Raw genomic sequence first — 19210 nt, 5'->3', positions numbered from 1 at the left:
TCGAGACGGCGCAAGTGCGCCTCCTCACCATGAGGCCGGAGCGATGTCGCTACTGCTGCGGCGTCTGCTCGCCCTGGCGCCACTGGCCGCCAGCGATCTTCGCGGCAGCGATGACAGCCTGGGTGCGGCTCTCGACACCGAGCTTCTGCAGAATCGCCGAGACATGCGCCTTGATGGTCGCCTCGGATACGCCGAGCTCATAGGCGATCTGCTTGTTGAGCAGTCCCTGCGACAGCATCATCAGCACGCGGACCTGCTGAGGCGTCAGCGTCACCAGCCGATCGCGCAGTTTGCTCATTTCCGGATCGGCCGCTGCGGACATGTCGACGTCCGGTGGAACCCAGACGTCGCCATCCATCACGCGCACGATGGCATCGCGCAGCGTATCGACGCCGAAGCGCTTTGGAATGAAGCCTGACGCGCCAAAGTCCAGCGATTGGCGGATCGTACCGACGTCATCGCTGGCGGAGACGATAACCACCGGAATCGCGGGATACTGTGCTCGGAGGTAAATCAGTCCCGAGAATCCTGATATCCCCGGCATCGACAGATCGAGCAGGATCAGATCGACGTCGGAATCCTGTTCCAGCAGTTTGGTCAGATCCTCGAATGTACCAGCTTCATCGACCGTGGTCGTCGGCAGCACACTGCTGACCGCCTGCCGCAATGCACCGCGGAACAACGGATGATCGTCGGCAATAATGAGGCGCGAGGGAGCGATAACGGTCATCAAAATCCATGCAAAAATCTTGCGGCGAACCAGCGACCGCGTTGAGACGACGCGCAAAAGCGCATTTCGCCACAAGTGTCCCCCGCGCGACAACGTCTTGCAAGCGTCCAATGCTGCCACGCGGTAAATTGGTGAACGCAGACCGTTGTGCGGCGCAATATTTCATATGCACGCGCACGGCCGGAAGGACGTTTTCGCCACTGCGACGTCTGCGCGCAGCCCCTTGCGCACGGCCTAAAGTCGTATTGGGTCGCATTTCCCCGCAATGCTACCTTTTGCATCGAAGTTCTCTGCAATGAGCCGACAGAAGTTCGGCGCAGCGAGCGAGAAGCCACAATAAATTTTGCAACGGATTTGGGGAGCGATTCAAACATGTCCACCATCGCAGCAACATCGGCGAAAGCCCAAGGGATGACGAAGGACGAACGCTTCGTCATCTTCGCGTCATCGCTCGGCACTGTTTTCGAATGGTATGACTTCTACCTGTTCGGCTCGCTTGCCGGCATCATCGGCGCGCAGTTCTTCGGCGTGATCGATCCCGCCACCAAGCTGCCGATGTTCAATCAGGCCACGCGCGACATCTTCGCGCTGCTGGCCTTCGCCGCGGGCTTTATCGTTCGTCCGTTTGGCGCCATCGTGTTCGGACGCGTCGGCGACATCGTCGGCCGCAAGTATACGTTCCTCGTCACCATCCTCATCATGGGCCTGTCGACCTTCATCGTCGGCATCCTGCCTAACGCAGCGACCATCGGCATCGCGGCTCCGATCATCCTGATCGGCCTGCGCCTGCTGCAGGGCCTTGCGCTCGGCGGCGAATATGGCGGCGCGGCAACTTATGTGGCGGAGCACTCGCCGGCCGGCAAGCGCGGCTACTACACGTCGTTCATTCAGACTACGGCCACGCTCGGCCTGTTCCTGTCGCTGCTCGTGATCCTGTTCACGCGGTCGGCGCTGGGTGAGCCTGAATTCGCCGCCTGGGGCTGGAGAATTCCGTTCCTGGTCTCGGTGGTTCTGCTCGGCATCTCGGTCTGGATCCGTCTGCGCCTGAATGAATCGCCCGTGTTCCAGAAGATGAAGGACGAGGGCAAGGGCTCCAAGGCTCCGCTCACCGAAGCCTTCGGCAACTGGAGCAACGCCAAGATCGTGCTGATCGCACTGTTCGGCGGCGTGATGGGCCAGGGCGTGGTCTGGTACACCGGCCAGTTCTACGCGCTGTTCTTCATGCAATCGATCCTCAAGGTCGACGGTTACACCGCGAATCTCCTGATCGCGTGGTCGCTGCTGCTCGGCACCGGCTTCTTCGTGTTCTGGGGCGCCTTGTCCGACAAGATCGGCCGCAAGCCGATCATTCTGGCAGGCTGCCTGATCGCAGCGCTGACCTTCTTCCCGATCTTCCGGATGATCACCACCAACGCCAACCCGACTCTGGAAAAGGCGATCGAGACCGTGAAGGTGGAAGTCGTTTCAGATCCCGCGCTGTGCGGCGATCTGTTCAACCCGGTCGGCACCCGCGTGTTCTCCACGCCTTGCGATACGGCCCGCGCCTATCTGGCCCAGTCGTCGGTCAAGTACTCGACCGCCTACGGTGCAGCGGGCTCGGGCGTGAAGGTCGTCGTCAACGGCAAGGACGTGCCCTACACCGCGGCTGCAGCGTCGAACCCGCAGGTTCTCGCAGCGGTTCAGGCGGCGGGCTATCCCAAGGCGGGCGACGCGCAGATCGTGAAGATGGCGCATCCGTTCGATATCTTCCGTCCGCAGGTCGCGGCGGTGATCGGACTGCTGTTCGTCCTGGTGCTGTTCGTGACCATGGTCTACGGGCCGATCGCGGCAATGCTGGTCGAACTGTTCCCGACCAAGATCCGCTACACCTCGATGTCGCTGCCCTATCACATCGGCAACGGCTGGTTCGGCGGACTTCTCCCGGCGACTGCCTTCGCCATCGTGGCCTCGACCGGCGATATCTATGCCGGCTTGTGGTACCCGATCATCTTCGCGGCAATCACCGTGGTCGTCGGCTTCTTCTTCCTGCCGGAGACCAAGGACGTCGATATCAGCGCGAACTAATCTCGCCAAGCCGGCAGCCCAGGCTGCCGGCGGACACGACGACAACAAACGGCCGCGGAGCAATCCGCGGCCTTTTTTTGTTTCGGCAGATCTGCGAGCGTCAGGTCGCGCCGACGAACTGCAGCACCACCTCGCGGCGATGTGGGCGGGCGCGGTGTTCGATCAGATAGATCCCCTGCCAGGTTCCAAGCGCGAGCTTGCCTGACAGAACGGGGATGTGCAGCGAGGTTGCGGTCAGCATGGTACGAACATGCGCCGGCATGTCGTCGGGACCCTCCGTATCGTGCGTCCAGTTAAAATCCTGGGGCGCAAGACGATCGAGCGTTGTCATGAGATCGACCAGCACGGAAGGATCAGCGTTTTCCTGGATGGTGAGCGACGCTGAGGTATGGCGGATGAACAGCGTCAACGAACCTTCACGGGCGCCGATCTCGCTCAGGAATTTGCCGACCTCGCGGGTGATATCGATGAAGCCGGCACCGGATGTCTGCACAGTCAGCAGCGACGACACGACAGTTTCGATGCGAACTGCAGACGGCGCGCTGCGCGTGATAGATCTGGCAGAGGTCACGACGCTCACCTTTCGACTGGTGGATCTTCTGATGAACCAAAACGCGCATATGGCGTTCCCACTTCAATCAGGATGGACAAGGGAAAACGCCATGAAGCCTAAAACATCAAGGGACATTCCGGGGCCGGGGCCACGCAAGGACGAACAGCGCGCGCAGGAGAAAGCGGTGATTAAGGACGCAGACAAGACCGATCAAGCCGACCGCGACGCCATCCATGGCGATGGCGACGATATCGGGCTCGACCGCAAATAAGAGCTGCGCACTGCGTTAATCGTCAGAGCTAACCACATCTGCGCGGTGAATTTCCTCGCCCTCTTCGTTGCGGACGGAAATGGCGAAGTGCTTGCCGCGGAGCTCGGGCCTGATCTTGTAAATATCGCCTGCGAGCTTGTCGGCGACCTCAGCGGCCAGCAATTCATTGCGCAAAATCTGCCCGGAAGCGTCGGGCACGGTCGTCCCATCGACGAGATCAAAATAAAATCTCGGCATCAAAGTGCTCCCTTAAGTCGAAAAACGTACGATTTGGCTCCTCTCTGCTAGTACCGAATTATTCTCGATATCGCGGCAAAAGGCGCTGCGATAATACCAGTCAGCTATGTGAGCGCTGCCATCCGGCGCTAAACTCGCAGCGCTCAGATCTTCCCGCTGGAATCGCGCTGGATGCGGCTGGCCATGTCGACAAGGCGACGCCACGCGTTTTCGACAAAGGCCATCACCCGATCGACGTCGCGTTCGCTCGGCAGCGGAATCTCGATCTTCCTCTCGCCATCCGCACTCCCTGGTTTTCCGGGCTTCAGCGAATCCTGCTTCGGGAGCGCTTCATCGGTCTTGCCGGCGACGGCTGGACCGCGCTGGGCAAGCTCCGCCTTCAGCTTGTCGTTGTCCCTCTGCAACCGCCCGATCTCGGTATCGAGCGCGGCACGTTCATCCGGCAAGACATAACAGGCCCAGCCGGATCCCTTATCCGTGCATGTCGAAACCGTGCCGGTGCGGGTATCCAGGCGGATGACGCCTTCAGCGATCGGCGACAGCGAATAACGGCCATTCTCGATGTCCGGGAGGGCCTGCGCAGACGCACTGACGATCCCGGCCATCAGAACCGCGCCAACCCGCGCAGCGTACCGCATGGGCTGTCCGGGGGAGGCAAAACGCACCACAGCATTCTTCATGGAGATGCTCCGCGTTGCGAGTTCGGGGCGATAGCCGCCTTTACTCTCAAATGTGCTCAGATTTGAGATTTGAAAGGCGCCCGCTTCGCCTTCAACGCATCAGCCAGCAATTCGAGCCGGTCCTGCCCCCAAAATACTTCACCGTTGAGCACATAGGCCGGCGAGCCGAACACGTCAGCCGCAATCGCCTCCTGACGGTTCTGTTCGTATATCGCAGCCACATCGCTGGACGCTGCGCGCTCTAGCAGTTTCGCGCCCGGCAGCCCCGAATCATCCGCCAGCCTGGTCAGCACGGCCGTGTCGCCGAGATTGAGCTGACCTTCCCAGACCGCGGGAAATGCACGGCGCAGGAACGGGTCCGGATCGTGTCCAGCCTCGAGCGCCGCGATCACCAGACCATCGGCGAGTCGGCCATCGAATGGCCAGTTCTTTGGCTGCAGATGGAAATCGAGACCGCGTTTGTCGCGCCAGCGCTGCAATTCAAGCATCCGGTAGCGCTGCCGCACCGGATGACGCTTGCCCAGCGGAAGGCCGCCGGTTTCCGAAAACAGATCGCCGAGAAATACCGGCTTATGATTCACCTTGAGATCATAAGTACTTACGAGATCGCGAAAGAGCGTGTGGCCGATATAGGCCCAGGGCGATGGCAGCGAAAAATAGTAGTCGATCTCTTGAGACATTCCGGGCTCCGGCAGGGGCGTTTTCAAACTCTGCGGTACTCCAACAGAGCGCCCTGCGCCGTGCAAGATAGATCACCTCGAAAGTCATTCTTGCGCTGCGGCGATCCCGCGCAGCGGGATTCGAATTTCGTCAATAAAATCAAATGAATCAAAGCACTAACGGGCGATCAGCGAATCTTGACTTGGCAAGATGCGCTAAGTATGGTCCGCCCGGCTTTGAAGGGTGATGGGGCGTTATTTCCAGCATTTGCAGCGTTATTTCGAGTGTCGCAAGCATGACGAACGGCACACGGGACGATGACAGTGAACGCAGAAACGATGGCAAATCGTCTCCCGATGAGGCTGCGCTTTCCGCAAGGCTCGGAAGTCTGAATCAGCGTCTGTCCAAACTTCAGGATGAGCGCAAACTTCAGACTGACCAATCCGAAACTGGAAGCGGAAACGCGCAGTCCAGGGCATCGGCCATGGCGGTGGGTCTCCGTCTTTCTTCGGAACTGGTCGCGGGCGTCGTCGTCGGAACGATTCTGGGCTGGGGCTTCGATCGTTTGCTGTCGACATCGCCGTGGGGGCTGATCGTTCTCATGCTGCTCGGCTTCGTCGCCGGCGTGATGAACGTGATGCGCTCGGCTGGGGTCGGAAAAAAAGCGGAATAAGAAATTCGCGCCCAAGACCTCCGCGTCGTTGGCGCAGCATTTGAGTGCCGGCTGTCCGGCAAGGAAACGCCGGACGTTCCGGCCGAATTGAAAGACCGACGTGGATGGCCGATCCGATCCATCAATTTGAGATCCACAAGATCTTCACCCTGGGCCATATCGGCAATCAGGAAATCGCCTTCACCAACTCATCGGCCTATATGTTCGGCGCTGTCGCCGTCGTGTCGCTGCTGATGATCGGCGGCAGCGCCGGACGTGCGCTGATCCCGAGCCGTTTCCAGTCGGTCGCCGAGCTGTCCTTCGAATTCGTCTCGAATACGGTGCGCAGTAGCATCGGCGAAGAAGGCATGAAGTTCTTCCCGTTCGTGTTCTCGCTGTTCATGTTCATCCTGACGGCGAATCTGATCGGCATCATCCCCTATACCTTCACCGTCACCAGCCATCTGATCGTCGCCGTCGCGCTGGCATTGATGGTGTTCCTGACCGTGCTGCTCTACGGCCTCTACAAAAACGGTCTCGGCTTCTTCAAGCTGTTCGTGCCGCACGGTATTCCGATTTACATCCTGCCGCTGGTTACGGTGATCGAGGTGATCTCGTTCCTGTCCCGCCCGGTGTCGCATTCGGTCCGTCTGTTCGCCAACATGCTGGCCGGCCACATCACGCTGAAGGTTTTTGCCGGCTTCGTGACCTCGCTCAGCGCACTCGGCGCACTCGGCATTTTTGGTTCGGTGCTGCCGCTGGCCATGACCACGGCGCTGACCGCACTGGAACTGCTGGTCGCCTTCCTGCAGGCCTACGTGTTCACGATCCTGACCTGCATCTATCTCAACGACGCACTTCATCCGGGCCACTAACCGCGTTTTAGTGTTCTGGCGGAATTCCACCCCTCAACTGTCTTAATCCCCTATCCCAAGAAGGAGTTTTACTATGGATCCCATCGCAGCGAAGTACATCGGCGCCGGCATTGCTTGTCTCGGCATGGGTGGCGCTGGCATCGGCGTCGGCATGATCTTCAGCCAGTTCCTCAACGGTGCGCTCCGCAACCCGTCGGCTTCCCAGGGCCAGTTCGCTAACCTGATCTTCGGCTTCGCCGTGACTGAAGCGCTCGGCATCTTCTCGCTGCTGATCGCGCTGCTGCTGCTGTTCGCCGTCTAAGCTGAAAACGGATCCGGTTGCCGCTCCGTCCTGGAGCGCTTCCGATCGATAAGGAGACTGCTGTGGCTGAAGGTCAGGGCAAATCCAAGGGCGCCGATCACGGGACTGCCGCACACACTACGGCAGACGGTGGTCACAAGGCGTCGTTTCCGCCGTTCGAGAGCAACACCTTCGCTTCACAGCTGGTGTCGTTCGCGATCGCGTTCGGCTTGCTCTATCTGATCGTGTCGCGTCTGGCGCTGCCCCGCGTCGGCGGCGTGCTTGCGGCCCGTCAGCAGGTTCTCGATACGGACCTGAACGAAGCCGCGAAGCTCAAGGGCGATTCCGATGCTGCATTGAAGGCTTACGAAACCGAACTCGCCAATGCCCGCGCCAAGGCGCAGGCGATGGCGACCGAGGTTCGTGAGAAGCTCAATGCGGAACAGGAAGCCGCCAAGGCGAAGCTCGAAGAGAGCCTTGCCAGCAAGCTTGCTGCAGCGGAGCAGACCATTGCCACCACCCGCGCAACGGCGATGGGCAATGTGCGCAGCATTGCTGCGGACACGGCCTCGGCGATCGTCGAACGTCTGACGGGCATCAGCCCGGATGCAGGCGCCGTCAACGCCGCGCTCGACGCGTCGCTGAAAGGATAAACGGATGTTCGGACTTCAAGCTGAATTCTGGGTCGCCGTCGCTTTTGTCCTTCTGATGGCGGTGTTCGGCTGGTTCGGTATTCACCGCACCATCCTGACGGCGCTCGACCACCGCAGCGTCCGCATCAAGCAGGAACTCGACGACGCCCGTCGCCTGCGTGATGAAGCCGCCGCGTTGCTCGTCGACTACAAGAAGCGTCATGCAGCGGCCGAGCGCGAAGCGCAGGACATCATCACGTCCGCCAAGGAAGAGGCCGAACGCATTGCCGCCGAAGCCAAGACCAAGATGGAAGATTTTGTCGCTCGCCGCACCAAGAGCGCAGAGGGCAAGATCGCGATGGCGGAAGCCCAGGCTATCGCGGATGTTCGCGCAGCCGCAGCCGAAGCCGCAGTGAATGCCGCAGCCTCGGTACTGTCGCAGTCCGTAAAGGGCTCGGTGGCCGACGACCTGATCGCCAAGGGTATCGGCGAAGTTCGCTCCAAGCTGAACTAAGCGAAAGACTTCAAACTAAAAAAGCCGGCGCGAGATGATCGCGCCGGCTTTTTTCTTGGCTCGGATAACCCCTTAGCGCCGCTTGCGTGCGGGTGCCTGCGATTTCAGGGCCTGCGGATCGAAGCCGATATAGAAGATATAGGAATCGCCTGCAGTGCCTGTGGGCACGGGATAAACAAGATCCTCACCGACCAGACTGAACGGCACGCTGGTCTCGCTGCCGATCTGCACATTGGTCTGGAACACCTTGGTGGCGATGGTCTTCGGCGTCACGCCCTCCTGCACCACGGCGACACGCAGCGGCACATCGACCACTGCTGGCGCGCCGGCCGGCCCGACGATGACGCGGCCCTGGATGCCGATCTTGACCGAGATCTGACCGCCATTGAGATCGCAGGAGCGCGCCGTCCGGGTGATGGTGGCCTGGAAAGCCAGATCGTTGCCGACCGCAGGCTTGCCCGCAGCGCCGACCGCATAGGTCGAGGCGCCCGGCCGGATGCTGACGCTCGGGCAGGTCAGATCGTTCTCGTCGGTCTGCGGCGACTGCGGCGCGCCGACCTCGGTGGACTTGCCCGAGAACAACTGGGTGAAGCGATCGGTCATCGACGGGCTGCCGCCGCCGCCGCTGCTCGGCGAACCGCCGCCGAACATGCTGCCGCCGCCGCAACCGGCCAGCGTCAGGCTTGCTGCAGTGATCACCAGCAGGCCGCGGAGCGCGCCGGTGCGGCCGCTGATCGGCATCGAACGAATGTTTCGCATTATGAAGATATCCCCGGAAATTCAGTCGTTTGCGCAGCCCCGCCCAAGGCGTGCGCAGGGCCTTATAACAGCGCAATGGCGGCGAACCCAAGGCGCTTGAGAGAGGACAGATGCGCGCCATTGCGCCACATCCGGACATCGCGTTGCAGCACGACTACCCGCGGAAGTCCTCATGCAGCATGCCGTAAAGCAGGTGATCCTGCCAGATGCCATTGATGCAGAGATAACGCCGCGCCAGTCCTTCGCGCGAGAAGCCACACTTCTCCAGCACCCGCACCGACGGCAGGTTGGTGGGAATGCAGGCGGCCTCGATGCGGTGCAGGTTCAACTCGCCGAACAAGGTTGGCAACAGCACCCGCAGCGCCGCGGTCATGACGCCCTGCCCGGTATAGGGCTGGCCGACCCAGTAGCCGATGGTGCCGGCCTGGACGATGCCCCGGCGCACATTGGCGAGCGTCACGCCGCCCAGCAGCGTGCCATCGGACTCGCGAAACACCAGAAACGGATAGGCGCGATCAGCGGACGCATCGTCGGCATAGCGGCGCAGCCGGCGGCGAAAGCCGGAGCGCGTGAGGTCGTCTGACGGCCAGATCGGCTCCCACGGCGTGAGATAACCCCGGCTCAGCTCACGCAGATCGGCCCATTGCGGAAAATCGCTCATCACGGGCGCGCGCAATGCAACGCCGTAGCCGCGCGGCGCCAGCGCCGCCGGCATGCTTGATGGCAAACGAAACAGGGCCATAGGCTCGCTCCCTGATGCCTCGGACCTCACCTGCCTAGTGGAGCAGGCTCTTGTCCTTGGCGCGGGTCAATCCTTCCGCAAAAGCCACTGCCGTGTCCAGCCCCCGGCCGCTGCCGAGCGCCGCCACGGCCGGGCGGCTGCGCGTCAGCAAGCCACGGGCGACGTTGCGGGTCGATTCCACGCTGACATCATCGATGCGCTGGACGAGCTCTTCCACGGTGAGCGGACGGCCATAGGCCAGCATGTGCCGCGCCAATTGCTCGGCGCGCGAGCTGCAGCTCTCCAGCGCCATCAGCAGACCGGCCTTCATCTGCGCCTTGGCGCGCGCGATTTCGGCTTCGGTCAATGTCTCCACCGACTCGTTGATGACATCGACGATGACTTCCATCATCTCCGGCGCATCGGTGGGATCGGTGCCGGTATAGAGACCGAAGAAGCCGGTGTCGGTATAGGGCGCGTGGAAGGTGTAGATCGAATAGCAGAGGCCGCGCTTCTCACGCACTTCCTGGAACAGCCGCGAGGACATGCCGCCGCCGAGAATGTTGGTGAAGACCTGCAGGCTGAACAGCGACAGGTCCGATTGCGGCAAGCCTTCCAGCGCCAGCGTCAGATGCGCCTGTTCAAGATCGCGATTGACCACGCGCGAACCGCCCTTGCCGAACATCGCCGGCTGCGGCTTCGGGGCTGCGGTGCCTTCAAAGCTGGAAAAGCGATCGGCGGCTTCATGCACGACCTGGCGGTGATTCACGGCGCCTGCGGCAGCCACCACCATGTCCGGCCCGCGATAATGCGTGGACAGGTAGCTCTGGAGCATGTCGCGATCAAAACCCTTCAACGTCTTGGCGGTGCCCAGAAGCGAACGGCCCATCGGCTGGTCGGGATAGCAGAGCTCGTTGAGATGTTCGAACACGACATCGTCCGGCGTATCCTGCGCCGCGCCGATCTCCTGCACGATCACGCTCTTCTCGCGCTCCAGCTCATCCGGCACGAATGTCGGATTGGCGAGAATGTCGGAGAGCACGTCGAGCGCGAGCGGCACATCGGCCTTCATCACGCGGGCGTAATAGGCTGTGGTTTCGGTCGAGGTCGCGGCATTGAGATCGCCGCCAACCGCCTCGATCTCCTCGACGATCTCGCGCGACGAACGCTTCTTGGTGCCCTTGAACGCCATGTGCTCAAGCAGATGCGAGATGCCGTGCTCGTTGGGCTTCTCATCGCGGCCACCGACGCCGGTCCAGACGCCGAGCGCTGCGGTTTCCAGATGCGGCATGGTATCGGTGATAACCGTCAGGCCCGAAGGCAGCTTGGTAACTTCGACGGTCATCAGGATACTCCTTGCTTCGCAGCACGGCTGACCGACAGCACGAACTGCTCAATATCGCTTTGGTCATTCTTCATGACCTTAATATGCTCGGGCTTCGTCATCAGCCCTTCCAGATAGACCGGCAATGCCGGCCGCACGCCGCACGCCGCTTCCACCGCATCGGGGAATTTCGCTGCATGCGCCGTCGACAGCACGACGTTGGGCACATGCATCTCGGTGGTGTCGCGATCGGCGACGGCCAATGCCACGGCGGTATGCGGATCGATGAGATCGCCGGTTTCGCGCCACGCCGCGCGAATGGCGGCCGAGGTCTCGTCCTCATCGGCGCGGCCGGATTCGAAATCGGCACGGATCGCGGTCAGCACTTTCTCGGGCAGCACGAAACGACCAGACTGCTTCAGCGAATCCATCAGGCCACGCACCAGCGCAGCATCGCGGCCGGAGGCTTCGAACAGCAGGCGCTCGAAATTCGATGACACCTGAATGTCCATCGACGGCGACGACGAGGCATGAACCTCGCGCACCTCGTAGATGCCGGTCTTGAGCGTGCGATCGAGGATGTCGTTGACGTTGGCGGCGACGCGCAGCTTGCGCACCGGTAGGCCCATGCGCTTGGCCACATAGCCGGCAAAGATGTCACCGAAATTGCCGGTAGGTACCGTGAAATCAACGCTGCGGGCAGGCGCACCGACAGCGACGGCCGAGGTGAAGTAGTAAACCACCTGCGCAACGATACGTGCCCAGTTGATCGAGTTCACACCCGACAGCGACACGGCGTCACGAAACTTGTGATGATTGAACAAGCCCTTCACGATCGCCTGGCAATCGTCGAAATGGCCCTCGATGGCGAGCGCATGGACGTTCGACGCGCCGGTCGTGGTCATCATGCGACGCTGCACGTCGGAAATACGGCCGTTCGGAAACAGTACGACGAGATCGACATTGTCGCGACCGGCGAAGGCATCGACGGCAGCGCCACCGGTGTCGCCGGAGGTCGCGACGACAATCGTCGTGCGCTGATTGCGCTTGGCGAGGACGTGATCCATCAGCCGCGCGATGAGCTGCATGGCGACATCCTTGAACGCCAGCGTCGGGCCGTGAAACAGCTCGAGCACGAACTGGTTCGGCGCGGTCTGGTCGAGCGGTACCACGGCGGGATGGCGGAAGGTGGCATAGGCCTCATTGGCCATGCGCCCGAGATCCTCGTCGGAAATCTCGCCGGCCACGAACGGCCGAAGCACTTCGACGGCGACTTCCCAATAGGGGCGGCCGAACAGCGACGCGATGGTCTCGGCTGACAACTGGGGCCAGACCTCGGGAATGTAGAGGCCGCCGTCGCGGGCAAGCCCGGTCAGCATGACATCGCAAAAACCGAGTTTCGGGGCCTCTCCCCGCGTCGAGATATAGGTCGTCAAGGCGTCCTCCAAAGGCGCGGAAACCGCCAAGCCTTTGATAATAATGGGGTTAAAACTTCACGCCGCGTGAAATCGAAGGGCACCATAATGGGTTTCGCCGGGCGAGGAAACCGACTTTGGCCAGGGTTCAGGCTCGCCGCTGGCCCCTGATCCAGACCCCGAAAGCAATCACCACGGCGGCCGCGAGGCCAAACCATGTGATGGCATATTGCATGTGGTCATCCTTGAGATGGATTTCGAGCGGACCGGGCTTCGGAATGGCGTTGGCCGGCACGGGACTTTCCAGATCGACATAGAACGGCGCGACAGGGCCCCAGCCGAGCGCCTGCGCCATGGCGCGCTGGTCCCGGTTGAACCAGAGGCGCTTGTTGACGTCGTCATGGGGCGTCAGCGTACCCGCTGTTTCGGGAAAACGCAGATAGCCGGTCATGGTCACCGGCGCTCCGGTGATGAGCTTCTGCACGGCGCGGTCCTGCTGGGCGCGATCCTGCATCGTGTTCTGCACGAAGCCCGCATTGATCACGACAGTCTCGCCGGATACCAGCTGCGCCGGCAGGAAGGCCCAGGTCACCGGACCCGGCACATCGGGCCGCACGCCGGAGCCGGAGCTGTAGACCATGCCGTCCGGCACGGATTTGTAGGTGGCCGAGAAGCTGACGCGGCGGAATTCGTCTTTCGCCGGGGTCAGCGTGCTCCATGTGGCGGGCGCGGGCAATGTGCCGGGCGCACCTGCAAGGCGCTCCGTGAGTGCGGCGATCAGCGCATGCTTCTCGGTGCGGCGCTGCAACTGCCAGAAGCCGAGGCTGAGGAGCGCACCGACGATGATGAGCGTGACGATGCCGAGACCGGTGATACTGCGCCGGCGCGCTGCAACAGTGTTCATTTCGGCGCGCGATCGATGAGTTGGCCTTCGGAAGCCTTGTGGTGGAATTGCAGGGCGATCAGCAGCGACTTCATGGAGCGCAACGGCAGCAGCGTGGTCGCGAGAATCAGCGGCAGCCATAGCGCGGCATGCAGCCAGAATGGCGGCTGGTACTTAACCTCTACCACCAGCGCAGAGCCGACCACGATGGCACCGGCGAGCATGATGATGAAGATTGCCGGGCCATCACCGGTGTCGATGAAAGCATAGTCCAGTTCGCAACGCTCACAGCGCGGCGCCAGATTGATGAAGCCCGCATAGAGCTTGCCCGCACCGCAGCGCGGGCATTTGCAGGTCAGGCCGCGGATGACGGTCTGGCCGAGCGTGACGGGGGCAGCGAGTTGATCGGGCATCGAGTCGAATTCTTTCACGCCGCAGAGGCCAACGAAAAAGGGCGGCCCTGCGGCCGCCCTCTTGTAGCACCGAATGCGGTCAGTGCGCGGCTGCGCCGACGATGGGGCCGCCATAGCCCCAGACATAGATCGTGACGAACAGGAACAGCCAGACCACGTCCACGAAGTGCCAGTACCAGGCGGCGAATTCGAAGCCGAGGTGCTGCTTCGGCGTGAAGTGGCCGGCATAGACGCGGAACAGGCAGACCAAGAGGAAGATGGTGCCGACCAGCACGTGGAAACCATGGAAGCCGGTCGCCATGAAGAAGGTCGCACCGTAGATGTTGCCCTTGAAGCCGAAAGCAGCGTGGGCGTATTCGAACGCTTGCACGCAGGAGAAGGCTGCGCCGAGCAGCACCGTGAGGATCAGCGCATACTTCACCGCCTTGCGGTCACCTTCCAGCAGCGCGTGATGCGCCCAGGTCACCGTGGTGCCCGAGGTTAGCAGGATCAGCGTGTTGAGCAGCGGCAGGTGCCAGGGATCGAAAGTCTGGATGCCCTTCGGCGGCCAGACGCCACCGAACAGCGCCTCGCGGGTGGCATGGACGGGATCGCCGGGGAACAGCGACGAATTGAAATAGGCCCAGAACCAGGCGACGAAGAACATCACCTCCGAAGCGATGAACAGGATCATGCCGTAGCGATGGCTGATCTGCACCACGCGGGTGTGGTCGCCCTTGTACTGGGCTTCGCGGACCACGTCGGTCCACCAGCTTGCGAACACGTAGAGCACGCCGATGGTGCCGACGCCGAACACGATGGGCGCCGCGGCATACATGTGATGCATCCAGCTGACCGCGCCGACCGCCATGATGAAGGCAAACAGCGAGCCTACCGCCGGCCACGGCGAGGGATCGACGAGGTGATAGTCGTGGTGCTTTGCTTGCGCCGTAGCCATTGCGGTTCTCTCCGTCAGCTGCGCCGGTTGAAGCCGGTGCGAGTTCTCTCAATTTTATAACTTGGAACGCTCCAGGATTTCTCCTGAAGGTTACCCGTATCTCAGAGGTTTCCCTTGCGCTTGTCAGTCTCCGTCGCCGCCAGCGGCTTCGGCGCCGGATCGCGCAGGGGGTAGAACGTGTAGGACAGTGTGATCGACTTCAGTCCGTCATTCTCGCTGTCCGCGGCCAGCGCAGGATCGACATAGAATACGACGGGCATTTCGCGCTTCTCACCGGGCGCCAGGGTCTGGTCGGTGAAGCAGAAGCAATTGATCTTCTGGAAATACGCACCCACCGTCAGCGGCGCCACATTATAGGCAGCCTGTGCGGAGGTGGTACGGGCGGACTGGTTGGTCACGGTGTAGAATACAGTCACGACCTCGCCGATCTTGACCTCGATCTCGCTCTGCTCCGGGACGAACTTCCATGGCAGGCCGCCCGACACATTGGCATCGAAGCGCACGGCGATCGTGCGTGCGATCGGGCCCGTCGCGGGTGCTGAACTCGCCACCATCGTGGTGCCGTTGAAACCGGTGGCGCGGCAGAACCAGTTATAGAGCGGCACGGCGGCGTAGGACGCGCCGACCATGAAGGCCACCAGCAGACCGCAAGCCGCAGCCACCGTCGCATCGCGACCGAGGCGCGGCTTGGAGGCTTTGATGTTCTGCGGCTGATCGGTCATGTCACTCAGCTTTTGCCATTACATGGGCCGGATGAGAACGGCCGGCCCTTTGACCATGGTGACGGCAAAGAACAGTACGACGAGAATGCCGAGCGCCCAGGCGATGGCCAGCGACCGTTCGCGCCGGCTCTTCTTCTGGGCCTCAGTGAGGACGATGCCCTCTGGCTCGGTAGGCTTGCGCTCATTGTCCATCGGATCATGCGCCCCTCTACCAGACCATCGGGAGGATGGCCTTCACGACCACCTCGAGCAACAGAATGGCAAACAGCGCGAACAGATAGACGATCGAGAAAGCAAACAGCTTGCGCGTCGCGCGATTGGCAGGCGTGCCTTCGCGCAGACGATAGACCTGCACGGCGAGATACATCATGCCGGCGCCGAGGATCAGCGACGCCGTGCCGTAGACGGCCGAGAAATAACCGAGCGGCCAAGGCGCGACGGCAGTTGCGACCAGCACGACGGTGTAGAGCAGGATCTGCAGCCGGGTCGCGTCGGGACCGGCGACCACCGGCAGCATCGGCACGCCGGCGCGGGTGTAATCGTCGTTGCGGAACAGGGCCAGCGCCCAGAAATGCGGCGGGGTCCAGAAGAAGATGATCAGAAACAGCAGGAGCGGCTCCATCGAGAGCGTTCCTGACGCCGCAGCCCAGGCGACGACCGGCGGCAGCGCGCCGGCTGCACCGCCGATGACGATGTTCTGCGCGGTCCAGCGCTTCAGAGCGATGGTGTAGATCACGACATAGAAGAAGATGGTGAAAGCGAGCAGCGCGCCGGCGAGCCAGTTGACGAGGATGCCGAGCGTCATCACCGAGAAGAAGGCCAGCACCAGACCGAAGGTCAGCGCTTCCGGCCGGGTGATGCGACCGCGCGGGATCGGGCGGTTGGCGGTGCGCGACATCAGCGCGTCGATATCGGCCTCGTACCACATGTTCAGCGCGCCGGAGGCGCCGCCGCCGACAGCGATACAGAGGATCGAGGTGATCGCCAGCACCGGGTGATGATCGCCCGGCGCCAGGAAATAACCGACCATCGCCGTGAACACGACCAGCGACATCACCCGCGGCTTGAGCAGCGCGATGTAGTCGGCAACACCCGCTTCGGAGACGCGGGGGGCAGACAGGTCGATGGTATGGTGGTCGAGGACGGACAAGATCATTCTCACTTTTGTTACGAGCACTCCGCCGAAACTCTTGCGAGTTCGGCGGAGGCATTAACTCGGTGCGGCACCCAAGAGCGCCGCACGAAAACCACTTACTGAACGCGCGGCAGCACTTCGAACTGATGGAACGGCGGCGGCGAGCTCAGGGTCCATTCCAGCGTGGTCGCGCCCGAACCCCACGGATTGTTCGCAGCCTGTTCCTTGCGGACGAAAGCTTCGATCACACCGTAGATGAAGATCAGCACGGCAAAGCCGGAGATGTAGGAGCCGATCGACGACACCAGGTTCCAGCCGGCAAAGGCATCCGGATAGTCGACATAGCGGCGCGGCATGCCCGACAGACCCAGGAAGTGCTGCGGGAAGAACACCAGATTCACGCCAATGAAGGTGACCCAGAAATGCGCCTTGGCGATGGTTTCCGAATACATGTAGCCGAACATCTTCGGGAACCAGTAATACCAGCCGGCGAAGATGGCGAACACGGCGCCCAGCGACAACACGTAGTGGAAGTGCGCGACCACATAGTAGGTGTCCTGCAGCACGCGATCGACGCCGGCATTGGCCAGCACGACGCCGGTGACGCCGCCGAGGGTGAACAGGAAGATGAAGCCCACGGCCCACAGCATCGGTGCCTTGAACTCGATGGAACCGCCCCACATCGTGGCGATCCAGGAGAAGATCTTCACGCCGGTTGGTACCGCGATGACCATGGTGGCGGCAACGAAGTAGGCCTGCGTCGCCGACGACATGCCGACGGTGTACATGTGGTGCGCCCAGACGACGAAGCCGATGCCGCCGATGGCGACCATCGCATAGGCCATGCCGAGATAGCCGAACACGGGCTTCTTCGAGAAGGTCGAGATGATCTGCGAGATCATGCCGAAGCCTGGCAGGATCAGGATGTACACTTCGGGGTGACCGAAGAACCAGAACAGATGCTGGAACAGGATCGGATCACCGCCGCCGTCTGCGGCGAAGAAGGTGGTGCCGAAGTTACGGTCCGTCAGCAGCATGGTGATGGCGCCCGCCAGAACCGGCAGCGACAGCAGCAGCAGGAACACGGTCACCAGGATCGACCACACGAACAGCGGCATCTTGTGCAGGGTCATGCCCGGCGCGCGCATGTTGAAGATGGTGGTGATGAAGTTGATGGCACCGAGGATCGACGACGCACCGGCGATATGCAGTGCCAGAATCGCGAAGTCGACGGCGGGACCCGGATGGCCCGATGTCGAGAGCGGCGCATACATGGTCCAGCCGGCACCGACGCCGTTGGCGCCGGGCTCGCCCTCCACGAAGGTCGAGATGATGAGCAGCGCAAAGGCAGCCGGCAGCAGCCAGAACGACACGTTGTTCATGCGCGGGAACGCCATGTCCGGCGCGCCGATCATCAGCGGCACCATCCAGTTGCCGAAACCGCCGATCATCGCGGGCATCACCATGAAGAAGATCATGATCAGGCCGTGCGAGGTGACGAAGACGTTGTAGGTGTGGCTTTCGTGGAATATCTGGACGCCCGGATACATCAACTCGATGCGGATCAGGATCGACATGATGCCGCCGATGACGCCCGCCACGATCGCGAAGATAAGGTACATCGTGCCGATGTCCTTATGGTTCGTCGAATAGACGTAACGCCGCCACCCCGTCGGATGCGCATGCGCATGATCGTCGTGGGCGTGATCGTCGTGAGCCGGTGTTGCCGCGGTCGTTGCCATTTTCAAATCCTGCTTTGTCTTCTTCTGGCAGTCTTTGGACCTTGCGGTCCCCTCGCCCTAATTTCTTACAGTGCGTGCGGAGCCTCGCGGCTCCGCCAACCGCTTACTGCGCCACAGCAGTTCCGGCCGAAGCATAGGAATTCGCCGGATTGGACGCGAACTTCTTCTTCGCGGTCTCGACCCATGCGGTGAATTCCTGATCGCTGACGACGCGGATCGCGATCGGCATGAACGCGTGATCCTTGCCGCACAGTTCCGAGCACTGGCCGTAGAACATGCCGGTCTTGGTGGCCTTGAACCAGGTCTCGTTCAGACGGCCCGGAACGGCGTCGATCTTGATGCCGAAGGACGGGATCGCGAAGGAATGGATGACGTCCGCGGCGGTCGTCTGCACGCGCACGACCTTGTTCACGGGAACGACAACTTCGTTATCGACGGCAAGCAGGCGCGGCTGCTTGTCAGCGGCCATCAGCGAGTCGAATTCGAACGGGCCGTTGTCGGGATAGCTGTAGGTCCAGAACCACTGCTTACCGGTTGCCTTGATGGTCAGGTCGGCTTTCGGAATATCGAGTTCCAGGAACAGCAGACGGAACGACGGCACCGCCACAGCGACCAGGATCAGAACCGGGATGATGGTCCACGCCACTTCGATCAGCGTGTTGTGCGTGGTCTTGGATGCGACCGGGTTGGCCTTGGAGTTGAACTTCATCACCACGATGACGAGAAGTACAAGCACGAACAGTGTGATGGCGGTGATCAGCCAGAGCAGGAAATTATGAAACCAGGTGATGTTCTCCATCACCGGCGTGGCGGCTTCCTGCAGCTTGAATTCCCACGGCGCGGGCTGGCCCATCACCTCTGCGAATGCAGCACCGCCAAAAGCAAGCCCGGCCCCAACAACTGCTAACCCCAGCAACCGGCGGCCAATCTGGCCCCTCGACATCCTCATGCCGCTCGCGCTCCCATATTTACTGTCGCATTTCGGCCTGTCGCCGAATTATGCCGCCCGAT

General features: G+C 61.7%; 24 protein-coding genes. 7 read left to right on the top strand and 17 right to left on the bottom strand.

Annotated features, from left to right (window positions below; genetic code table 11):
• Nucleotides 1–49: 49 nt before the first annotated feature.
• Nucleotides 50–730 (bottom strand): response regulator, encoded by a 681-nt coding sequence (locus tag AB7828_RS23650; RefSeq protein ID WP_175365937.1) that lies wholly within the window; start codon nt 728–730, stop codon nt 50–52.
• A 411-nt stretch (nt 731–1141) separates the two neighbouring features.
• On the opposite strand from AB7828_RS23650, the gene AB7828_RS23645 reads away from it, so the two are divergent.
• Complete coding sequence (locus AB7828_RS23645) at nt 1142–2794, top strand: MFS transporter (RefSeq protein ID WP_374725619.1); 1653 nt, start codon at nt 1142–1144, stop codon at nt 2792–2794.
• 100 nt (nt 2795–2894) lie between these two features.
• On the opposite strand, the gene AB7828_RS23640 is transcribed toward AB7828_RS23645, so the two are convergent.
• Nucleotides 2895–3365, bottom strand: coding sequence for a secondary thiamine-phosphate synthase enzyme YjbQ (locus AB7828_RS23640; protein WP_441231305.1), 471 nt, complete (start codon nt 3363–3365; stop codon nt 2895–2897).
• Between AB7828_RS23640 and AB7828_RS23635 the strand changes: the two genes are divergently transcribed.
• The gene (locus AB7828_RS23635; RefSeq protein ID WP_441232361.1) at nt 3316–3618 is read left to right on the top strand and encodes a hypothetical protein; all 303 of its coding nucleotides are present in this window, start codon (nt 3316–3318) and stop codon (nt 3616–3618) included. The two genes, AB7828_RS23640 and AB7828_RS23635, sit on opposite strands and share 50 nt — an antisense overlap.
• Before the next feature lie 15 nt (nt 3619–3633).
• Here AB7828_RS23635 and AB7828_RS23630 read toward each other — a convergent pair whose 3' ends face one another.
• From AB7828_RS23630 to AB7828_RS23620, 3 genes are all read right to left on the bottom strand, one after another.
• Nucleotides 3634–3855 carry a DUF6894 family protein gene (locus tag AB7828_RS23630; protein ID WP_089266842.1) on the bottom strand — a complete coding sequence of 74 codons (222 nt, stop codon included), beginning with the start codon at nt 3853–3855 and terminating at the stop codon, nt 3634–3636.
• 143 nt (nt 3856–3998) lie between these two features.
• Nucleotides 3999–4493, bottom strand: coding sequence for a hypothetical protein (locus tag AB7828_RS23625; protein WP_175365976.1), 495 nt, complete (start codon nt 4491–4493; stop codon nt 3999–4001).
• Nucleotides 4494–4591: 98 nt separating this feature from the next.
• A complete protein-coding gene (locus tag AB7828_RS23620) occupies nt 4592–5215 on the bottom strand; it encodes a 2-hydroxychromene-2-carboxylate isomerase (RefSeq protein WP_120288171.1) in 624 nt (207 codons plus the stop codon).
• A 275-nt stretch (nt 5216–5490) separates the two neighbouring features.
• Here AB7828_RS23620 and AB7828_RS23615 point away from each other — a divergent pair, with 275 nt between their 5' ends.
• The 5 genes from AB7828_RS23615 to AB7828_RS23595 all read left to right on the top strand — a co-directional run bounded on the left by AB7828_RS23615 (nt 5491) and on the right by AB7828_RS23595 (nt 8148).
• Nucleotides 5491–5868 carry an AtpZ/AtpI family protein gene (locus tag AB7828_RS23615; RefSeq protein WP_089266840.1) on the top strand — a complete coding sequence of 126 codons (378 nt, stop codon included), beginning with the start codon at nt 5491–5493 and terminating at the stop codon, nt 5866–5868.
• A gap of 104 nt (nt 5869–5972) precedes the next feature.
• Complete coding sequence (locus tag AB7828_RS23610) at nt 5973–6722, top strand: F0F1 ATP synthase subunit A (RefSeq protein ID WP_089266839.1); 750 nt, start codon at nt 5973–5975, stop codon at nt 6720–6722.
• 73 nt (nt 6723–6795) lie between these two features.
• Nucleotides 6796–7023, top strand: a complete 228-nt coding sequence (locus AB7828_RS23605) for a F0F1 ATP synthase subunit C (RefSeq protein ID WP_068732626.1) — start codon at nt 6796–6798, stop codon at nt 7021–7023.
• A gap of 62 nt (nt 7024–7085) precedes the next feature.
• Nucleotides 7086–7655 (top strand): F0F1 ATP synthase subunit B family protein, encoded by a 570-nt coding sequence (locus AB7828_RS23600; RefSeq protein ID WP_441231304.1) that lies wholly within the window; start codon nt 7086–7088, stop codon nt 7653–7655.
• A 4-nt stretch (nt 7656–7659) separates the two neighbouring features.
• A complete protein-coding gene (locus tag AB7828_RS23595; RefSeq protein WP_441231303.1) occupies nt 7660–8148 on the top strand; it encodes a F0F1 ATP synthase subunit B family protein in 489 nt (162 codons plus the stop codon).
• 72 nt (nt 8149–8220) lie between these two features.
• Here the strand turns inward: AB7828_RS23595 and AB7828_RS23590 are convergent, their stop codons facing one another.
• The 12 genes from AB7828_RS23590 to coxB form a co-directional block, all read right to left on the bottom strand.
• Nucleotides 8221–8907, bottom strand: coding sequence for a hypothetical protein (locus AB7828_RS23590; protein ID WP_244628375.1), 687 nt, complete (start codon nt 8905–8907; stop codon nt 8221–8223).
• 154 nt (nt 8908–9061) lie between these two features.
• Nucleotides 9062–9649 carry a GNAT family N-acetyltransferase gene (locus AB7828_RS23585; RefSeq protein WP_068732622.1) on the bottom strand — a complete coding sequence of 196 codons (588 nt, stop codon included), beginning with the start codon at nt 9647–9649 and terminating at the stop codon, nt 9062–9064.
• A gap of 34 nt (nt 9650–9683) precedes the next feature.
• Nucleotides 9684–10973 carry a M16 family metallopeptidase gene (locus AB7828_RS23580; protein WP_093761650.1) on the bottom strand — a complete coding sequence of 430 codons (1290 nt, stop codon included), beginning with the start codon at nt 10971–10973 and terminating at the stop codon, nt 9684–9686.
• Nucleotides 10973–12388, bottom strand: coding sequence for a threonine synthase (gene thrC, locus AB7828_RS23575; RefSeq protein ID WP_441231302.1), 1416 nt, complete (start codon nt 12386–12388; stop codon nt 10973–10975). The genes AB7828_RS23580 and thrC overlap by 1 nt, the downstream gene beginning before the upstream one ends.
• Before the next feature lie 127 nt (nt 12389–12515).
• Nucleotides 12516–13271: an SURF1 family protein gene (locus tag AB7828_RS23570; RefSeq protein ID WP_441231301.1), complete on the bottom strand. Its 756-nt coding sequence runs from the start codon at nt 13269–13271 to the stop codon at nt 12516–12518.
• Nucleotides 13268–13663: a DUF983 domain-containing protein gene (locus AB7828_RS23565; RefSeq protein WP_441231300.1), complete on the bottom strand. Its 396-nt coding sequence runs from the start codon at nt 13661–13663 to the stop codon at nt 13268–13270. Before AB7828_RS23565 ends, AB7828_RS23570 begins: the two co-directional genes overlap by 4 nt.
• 79 nt (nt 13664–13742) lie before the next feature.
• Complete coding sequence (locus tag AB7828_RS23560) at nt 13743–14600, bottom strand: cytochrome c oxidase subunit 3 (protein WP_089266832.1); 858 nt, start codon at nt 14598–14600, stop codon at nt 13743–13745.
• A 101-nt stretch (nt 14601–14701) separates the two neighbouring features.
• Nucleotides 14702–15322, bottom strand: a complete 621-nt coding sequence (locus AB7828_RS23555) for a cytochrome c oxidase assembly protein (RefSeq protein ID WP_441231299.1) — start codon at nt 15320–15322, stop codon at nt 14702–14704.
• An 18-nt stretch (nt 15323–15340) separates the two neighbouring features.
• On the bottom strand, nt 15341–15514 hold the full coding sequence (locus AB7828_RS23550; protein WP_120288167.1) for a CoxF protein: 174 nt from the start codon (nt 15512–15514) through the stop codon (nt 15341–15343).
• Between the two features lie 16 nt (nt 15515–15530).
• Nucleotides 15531–16472 carry a heme o synthase gene (locus AB7828_RS23545; RefSeq protein ID WP_441232303.1) on the bottom strand — a complete coding sequence of 314 codons (942 nt, stop codon included), beginning with the start codon at nt 16470–16472 and terminating at the stop codon, nt 15531–15533.
• Nucleotides 16473–16573: 101 nt separating this feature from the next.
• Entirely contained in the window at nt 16574–18199 is a 1626-nt protein-coding gene (gene ctaD, locus AB7828_RS23540; RefSeq protein ID WP_089266829.1) for a cytochrome c oxidase subunit I, read from the bottom strand.
• A 103-nt stretch (nt 18200–18302) separates the two neighbouring features.
• Entirely contained in the window at nt 18303–19148 is an 846-nt protein-coding gene (coxB, locus tag AB7828_RS23535; RefSeq protein ID WP_175365929.1) for a cytochrome c oxidase subunit II, read from the bottom strand.
• Nucleotides 19149–19210: the final 62 nt, after the last annotated feature.

The sequence above is a fragment of the Tardiphaga sp. 215_C5_N2_1 genome (genome assembly GCF_052076055.1).
GTDB lineage: Bacteria > Pseudomonadota > Alphaproteobacteria > Rhizobiales > Xanthobacteraceae > Tardiphaga > Tardiphaga robiniae.
Note: the sequence above shows the minus strand (reverse complement) of the source record. Positions and strands in the feature narration are given on the sequence as shown.